6 protein-coding genes are annotated in these 6,667 nt (G+C 60.8%); all 6 read right to left on the bottom strand.

Annotated features, from left to right (window positions below; translation table 11 throughout):
- Positions 1–859: 859 nt before the first annotated feature.
- The gene (lepA, locus tag ACZM8Y_RS12695) at positions 860–2,665 is read right to left on the bottom strand and encodes a translation elongation factor 4 (RefSeq protein ID WP_302551375.1); all 1,806 of its coding nucleotides are present in this window, start codon (positions 2,663–2,665) and stop codon (positions 860–862) included.
- 363 nt (positions 2,666–3,028) lie between these two features.
- Positions 3,029–3,703, bottom strand: a complete 675-nt coding sequence (locus ACZM8Y_RS12690) for an amino acid ABC transporter permease (RefSeq protein WP_005028212.1) — start codon at positions 3,701–3,703, stop codon at positions 3,029–3,031.
- A gap of 3 nt (positions 3,704–3,706) precedes the next feature.
- On the bottom strand, positions 3,707–4,573 hold the full coding sequence (locus ACZM8Y_RS12685; RefSeq protein ID WP_479859062.1) for an amino acid ABC transporter ATP-binding protein: 867 nt from the start codon (positions 4,571–4,573) through the stop codon (positions 3,707–3,709).
- Between the two features lie 11 nt (positions 4,574–4,584).
- Positions 4,585–5,274 carry an amino acid ABC transporter permease gene (locus ACZM8Y_RS12680; RefSeq protein WP_337431108.1) on the bottom strand — a complete coding sequence of 230 codons (690 nt, stop codon included), beginning with the start codon at positions 5,272–5,274 and terminating at the stop codon, positions 4,585–4,587.
- Between the two features lie 27 nt (positions 5,275–5,301).
- Positions 5,302–5,667, bottom strand: coding sequence for a hypothetical protein (locus tag ACZM8Y_RS12675; RefSeq protein WP_482333254.1), 366 nt, complete (start codon positions 5,665–5,667; stop codon positions 5,302–5,304).
- Positions 5,667–6,419 carry an ABC transporter substrate-binding protein gene (locus tag ACZM8Y_RS12670; protein WP_302551372.1) on the bottom strand — a complete coding sequence of 251 codons (753 nt, stop codon included), beginning with the start codon at positions 6,417–6,419 and terminating at the stop codon, positions 5,667–5,669. The genes ACZM8Y_RS12675 and ACZM8Y_RS12670 overlap by 1 nt, the downstream gene beginning before the upstream one ends.
- Between the last annotated feature and the right edge of the window lie 248 nt (positions 6,420–6,667).

Genomic DNA, 6,667 nt, shown 5'->3' with positions numbered 1-6,667 from the left:
CTTTTCTGAAGAAAAGCTTTTCCCTCCCTTCCCCAAACCCCATCCCTCCCTTTCCAAAGACTTTCGGGTTTATTGAATCCCTGCTCCGGGCTTTCCCTGTGGGCGGAATGCTGGGCGGTTTGGGGTATCCGCCGTGTAGTCCGCTTAGAAATGGCCGGACGCCGAGCCGTTCCTCAAGGCGTGTTGTCCACCGCATAGGCCGATTAGGAATATCCCGTGCGGCCCGCTCCAGTTTTCGTGTGGGCGGCTTATAAGCTGGGTTAGGAGTCGGCATGGCGGGGATAGGTTTTATCCGCCGTATGAGGTCGCTTAAAAATTTGTTGTTATAATCGTCAAAATCGTTGGCGGCTTATCCGTTGTGTAGGCGGATTGGAAATGATGAACAAGGCCCTGTCATAGTATGTGGTTGTTTCATTTCCACAGTACGGTGAAAATACAGCCTTTTTCTTTGGTTTTCCCCTTGGCGGGATCCAGGGCTAAGGCATTTTTCCGGTTATCCCTTTGGAGCTTCAAGGAAAAACGCATCAACTGTTTTCTATGGCACAGCCTTTCGGTTTACGGTGTGGACGGAAAGGAAGGGGTATCCGGATCAATCCGCTGAATGGAGTGGTTCAAGAAGGGAGGCTTCGTCATGGCGTGTGGCCGTTTCATTACCTCATCATGGTGAAGATACGGCCTTTTTCCCTGTTTTTGTCGGCGGGCTCCATGACTGAGGGATTGGGTTGGCTGTCTATTGGGAATTGTAAGAAATAGGGATTCAGACGGCTGTTATGGCAGGGCCATAAGAAAAGGACAGATTCCAAGAATCTGTCCTTTTCTTATGTTATGGAATCGGAAGAGGTGCGCCCCTTCTTGTTCCTTACTCGTCCCCGACCTGCAAGGCGGCGAGGAAGGCTTCCTGAGGCAGCTCGACGTTGCCCATGCGCTTCATGCGCTTTTTGCCTTCCTTCTGCTTTTCGAGGAGCTTGCGCTTACGGGTGATGTCGCCGCCGTAGCACTTGGCGGTTACGTTCTTGCGGAGTGCGGAAATGGTTTCGCGGGCGATGACCTTCTGGCCGATGGCGGCCTGGATCGCCACTTCAAACATCTGGCGCGGGATGGTGCGCTTGAGCTTGAGGGCAAGCGCACGCCCGTAGGCGTAGGACTTGTCCTTGTGTACGATGACCGCGAGGGCGTCCACGGCTTCGCCGTTCAAGAGGATGTCCAGACGAACGAGGTTCGAGGCCCGGTAGTCGATGACTTCGTAGTCCATCGAGGCGTAGCCGCGCGTGGCGGACTTCAGGCGGTCGAAGAAGTCGAACACGATTTCCGCAAAGGGCAGCTCGTAGGTGATGACGACGCGGTTCTGGGCCAGATAGCCCATGTTCTTCTGGATGCCGCGCTTTTCCTCGCAGAGCTTCATCACGTTGCCGACATAGTCGCTCGGGACGTGGATGTCGATGCGGACGTAGGGCTCATAGAGGTTGGCGATGCGGGCGGGATCGGGGAGCTTCGACGGGTTGTCGATTTCCGTGGTCTTGCCGTCCGTCGTCTCCACCCGGTAGATGACCGAGGGGGCCGTGGCGATGAGATCCACTTGAAATTCGCGTTCGAGGCGTTCCTGAATGATCTCCATATGCAGGAGGCCGAGGAAACCGCAGCGGAAGCCGAAGCCGAGGGCCTGCGAGGTTTCCGGTTCCCACGAGAATGCCGCGTCGTTGAGCTGGAGCTTTTCCAGCGCGAACTTGAGCTGTTCGTAATCGCTCGGATCGGACGGGTAAAGACCGCAGAAGACCACGGCCTTCACTTCCTTGAAGCCGGGCACGGCTTCGTCGCAGGGGCGTTCGGCCAGCGTGATGGTGTCGCCGACCTTGGCGTCGCCCAGTTCCTTGATGTTGCCGCAGAGGAAGCCCACTTCGCCCGCGGAGAGTTCGGGCATATCGCGGGACTCAGGGGAGAACACGCCGAGCCGGATGACTTCGTAGGTCTTCTTGGTGGCGAACAGTTCGATCTTGTCGCCCTTGCGGAGCGTCCCGTCCATGATGCGGAACATGACCACGACGCCCTGATAGGAATCATACCACGAGTCGAAGATAAGCGCCTTGAGCGGCGCATTGGGGTTGCCTTCGGGCGCGGGGAGGCGTTCCACAATGGCTTCGAGCACATCGGGCACGCCGTCGCCGGTCTTGGCGCTGACGGGCAGCGCTCTGGAGCAGTCCAGCCCGATGTCCTCTTCAATTTCGGACTTCACCCGCTCCACGTCGGAGCTGGGGAGATCGATTTTGTTGAGAACCGGGATGATCTCATGGTTGTGATCGAGGGCGAGGTAGACGTTGGCAAGCGTCTGCGCCTCCACGCCCTGCGTGGCGTCCACCACCAGCAGCGCGCCTTCGCAGGCCGCCAGCGAACGGGAGACTTCATAGTTGAAGTCCACATGGCCGGGCGTGTCGATGAGGTTCAGCAGGTACTGCTTGCCGTTTTTCGACGTGTAGGGGATGCGGACGCTCTGCGCCTTGATGGTGATGCCGCGCTCGCGTTCGATGTCCATGCGGTCAAGGTACTGGTCGCGTTTTTCGCGTTCCGACACCAGCCCCGTGAGCTCAAGGATACGGTCGGCGAGCGTGGACTTGCCGTGGTCGATATGGGCGATGATGCTGAAATTGCGGATATGTTCCTGTACGGGCATTGAAGCATGTCCTTTTTTCAAGAATGGGTGGTGCCTCCGGCGGCAAGGGGCTGCCGCCCCTTGACCCTGCTTGGGGGGAATGATTCCCCCCAAACCCTCTCGGTTATGGAAACGCGAGAGGCTGAGGTTTTATATCGGTTGTATTGTTTCCTTAAAAAGCGGAATAAACGGCGACGCCGTTTATTCTGTTGATGAAAGAACCCACTTCCGGCTTTTCCGCTTACGCCGGGGGCCGGGCCGATCCGACTGGGAGTCAACCGCCGTAATCAGGGCGCTTCCGTTTACGCCGGGGTCCGGGGGGAGGCTCTCCCCCCGGCGGAGTCTGAGGCGGCGCCTCAGCGGGTGCAGGGCGGCGCCCTGCGCTTACTTCTTCCCGAAGCCGGGAATGGCGAACTTGCGTTCGAGCTTCTGGAGGAACCACGTGGCGAAGGAGACGAGGACAAGATAATAGATGCCCGCCACAATATAGACTTCCGTGGGCCGGAACGAACGCGAAACAAGTACCTTGGCCTCGCCGGTAAGCTCGATGCAGGTGATGATGTAGGCGAGGGAGGAGTATTTGATCAGATAAATGATTTCGTTGCCGCAGCCGGGCAGGGCGCGCCGGGCCGCCTGCGGGATGACCACCCAGAGGATGGTCTGCAATTTGGTGAACCCAAGGGCATAGGCCGCCTTGATCTGCCCCTGCCGGATGGAGAGCAGCGCGCCGCGGACGTATTCCGACTGGTACGCGCCCGTGCAGAGGATGAAGCCGAGCACGGAGGCCGGGTAGGGTTCGAGGTAAATGCCGAGGTTGGGCAGGCCGAAATAGAGGATCATGAGCTGCACCACGAGCGGCACGCCGCGGAAGATGGTGGTGAAGCCGTTCCCAAGGCTGCGGAGCCACTTGGGGCCGAAGACGCGGGCCACGCCGGTGAGGACGCCGAGCACGAACCCGATGGTCGCGGAGGGCACGATCAGGGCGATGGACATGACGAGCCCCCGGTTGAGCGCGGGGAGGACTGTCTGGAAGATGAAGTCGGGATCAAGCCACTGCATCGTCTAGTCCTTTTTCGGTGCGTCGGGGATCATGGACGATTCGCTGCCGTCGTCGGTGATGTCGTGGGACAGGTCGCCGGTGAGGAGTTCGCTGACCGTGGGCCCGCCGGTTTTTTCGGCGCCGCGCAGGTCGAACAGCTTGCCGCAGAAATCGCTGGTGCGCGTGCCGGAGCCGGGGGCCAGCAGCACGTCGGGCGCGCCCTGCTCGATGATCTTGCCCTGTTCCATGAACAGGATGTCCGTGGCGAGGGCGCGGGCGAAATCCATCTGGTGCGTGGCCATGATCATGGTCATGCCGCCATCCGCGAGGTCGCGGATGACCGAGAGCACTTCGCCGACAAGTTCAGGGTCGAGGGCTGAGGTCGGCTCGTCGAGGAGCATGACCTTGGGGTCCATGGCGAGGGCGCGGGCGATGGCGACGCGCTGCTTCTGCCCGCCGGAGAGCTGGGCGGGGTAAAGCGCGGCGCGCTTGGCGAGCCCCACGCGGCTGAGTTCGGTCAGGGCGCGGCTGCGGGCTTCCGCCTTGCTGAAACCCATGACCTTGCGCAGGGCGATGGAGACGTTCTCTTCGGCGGTAAGGTGATCAAACAGGTTGAAATCCTGAAAGATCATGCCGACCTGCTGCCGCAGGGCGCACAGTTCCCTTGTGTCGCGGGCGTTGACCTTCTTCCCCTCAAGCCAGATGTCGCCGGAGTCCGGGGGCAGGAGGTAGTTGAGGCACTGGAGGAACGTGCTTTTGCCGGCGCCGGAAGGGCCGATGACCACTTTCACGTCGCCTTTGTGCACGTCAAGGGACACGTCGTTGAGGATCGTTTTGCCGCCGAGCTTCTTGACGATGTTGGTGGCGCGCAGGATAGGGGTAGTGTTCATGGTGACGTGCCTCACATGGAGCCGCTGACGGCGTAACCGGGAATATGGACCTTGCGTTCCAGCACGCGGAGGAGGTGCACGCCCACAAGGGTGATGCCGAAGTACAACAGGCCTGCCGTGATGTAGAGCGGCAGGTGCTCATAAGTCCGCGAGGCCACGAAGTGGGTGCGGGCCATGATTTCCGGGGTTCCTAGGACGAAGCACAGGGCCGAGTCCTTGAGCAGGATGGAAAATTCGTTAGACCAGCCGGGGATGGACAGGCGCAGGGCCTGCGGAAGGACGATATGCCGGATGGCCTGCCCGTCGTTCATGCCGAGGGCGCGGGCCGCGCGGAACTGGCCCACCGGGAGCGTCTCGATGGAGCCGCGGAAAATCTGGGACTGGTAGGCCGCGCTCGCCATGCCGAGGACGAGGCAGGATGCCGTGATGGTGGACAGGTTCAGGCCGATGACCTCGAACAGTCCGAAATAGAACAGGAACAGCAGGAGCAGGATGGGCATTCCCCGGAAGAACCACACGTAGACCCCGATGAGGCGGCGGATGAACGAAGGGCCGTACACTTGCAGCACGGCGAGGGGAAGGCCGATGCAGAACCCAAGCGCCAGAGATCCGATGACGGTGATGAGGGTTACGACGCCGCCCTGAAGGATGTAGGGCAATGCGTTGAGAATAACCGGGATTTTGTCCACTATTTCCAGCATCTCGACTCACGGAATGGGGGTTGAGGGTCAAAGCGTTCCCAAATGGGAATGCCCGAACGCCGAGCCTGTGCCCGGCGCGCCGCAATGCGGCCTGGATTCCGCCGAAAACGGCGTTTTCCGGCTGAACGGCTTTGGTGCGCGGAGCCTTTCAAGGAAAGGCTCCCTGGGCGGGCGGCGGAGCGCCTGCGCGCCCGACGCGCCCGGAACCGGAGGGCCTGGGCGGATGCCGAAGGCCGCGCCCGCTCCGCGAAAAGCGTTCCAGCATACGCCAGTCTTCCCGAAGAGGGAAGCCCTGACAACAAGGCGGCGACGGCGGAGGGAGGCCGCGTCGCCGGTCTTGCGTAAGCGCGTCGAAAACGCCGGGGGCCGCATGGCCCCCGGCGTGAGCGTCATTACTTGCTGCCGAGATACTTGGCCTGGAGTTCCTTCCAGTAGGGATCGGCCTTGAGGAGCTTGTAGCCTTCGTTGACGAGCTTCATGGTTTCGGCATCGCCCTTACGGATGGCTACGCCGAACTCGTCGGAACCGAACACGGCCACTTCCTGCACGGGCTTGCCCTTGCGCATGGCGTCTTCGGCGGGGGCGGCGTCGAGGCCGATGGCGTCGATGCGACCGTTCAGCAGGTCTTCGATGGCCATGGGGCCGGAGTCATAGAAACGCAGCTGGTAGTTGTACTTCTTTTCGGCCTGCGCCTTCTGGAGCATGTCATGCTCGTTGGTGCCGCGCTGGACGCCGAGCTTGATCTTGCCGTTGTAGATCTGGTCTTCGGTAATCTTGGAGCCCTTCTTGGCGATGAAAATCTTGCGGATGGTCCAGTAAGGCTCGGAGAAGTCGGCCTGAGCCTTGCGTTCGGGGCTGATGCTCATGCCGGAACAGACCATGTCGATCTTTTTGGCGAGCAGGGCGGGGATGATGCCGTCCCAGTCCATCGGCTTGTGTTCCACGGTAAAGCCCATCTTCTTGGCGATCCAGTTCATGGAATCGACGTCGAACCCGGCGGGCTTGCCGGTTTCGTCCACGTAGGCGAACGGAGGATAGTTGGCGTCGATGCCGTTGATGAGGTGCTTGCCGGCGGCCATGGCGGGGGCGGCAAGGGTGATGGAGAGCAGCAGGGCTCCGAGCCAACGAAGAGCAATCCGTTTCATTTTTTCCTCACTGAAGGTTGGGCGTGGTCAAACCTGCACCTAAAACCGGACAGGAAAACACAAGACGCTTCCGGAAGCGGCCGAAGCGGAAGTCCGGCTGATTCCAAACCTTTCCCCTAGCACAGATATTTTTGCCGCGCAATCATGCCGCGCCCGGACGCCCCGGCGTGGGGCGGGACGTCCGGGCGCGGGGCGGAACCCCATGCGGGAACGCTCCCCCCGCATGGGGGGACGGCTTTTGTGCCCAA

The sequence above is a fragment of the Bilophila sp. genome (assembly GCF_057864385.1).
Note: the sequence above shows the minus strand (reverse complement) of the source record. Positions and strands in the feature narration are given on the sequence as shown.

Coding starts and splice junctions, on each gene's coding strand:
- lepA (WP_302551375.1), bottom strand. CDS start 2,665: ATGCCCGTACAGGAACATATCCGCAATTTCAGCATCATCGCCCATATC.
- ACZM8Y_RS12690 (WP_005028212.1), bottom strand. CDS start 3,703: ATGCAGTGGCTTGATCCCGACTTCATCTTCCAGACAGTCCTCCCCGCG.
- ACZM8Y_RS12685 (WP_479859062.1), bottom strand. CDS start 4,573: ATGAACACTACCCCTATCCTGCGCGCCACCAACATCGTCAAGAAGCTC.
- ACZM8Y_RS12680 (WP_337431108.1), bottom strand. CDS start 5,274: ATGCTGGAAATAGTGGACAAAATCCCGGTTATTCTCAACGCATTGCCC.
- ACZM8Y_RS12675 (WP_482333254.1), bottom strand. CDS start 5,667: ATGACGCTCACGCCGGGGGCCATGCGGCCCCCGGCGTTTTCGACGCGC.
- ACZM8Y_RS12670 (WP_302551372.1), bottom strand. CDS start 6,419: ATGAAACGGATTGCTCTTCGTTGGCTCGGAGCCCTGCTGCTCTCCATC.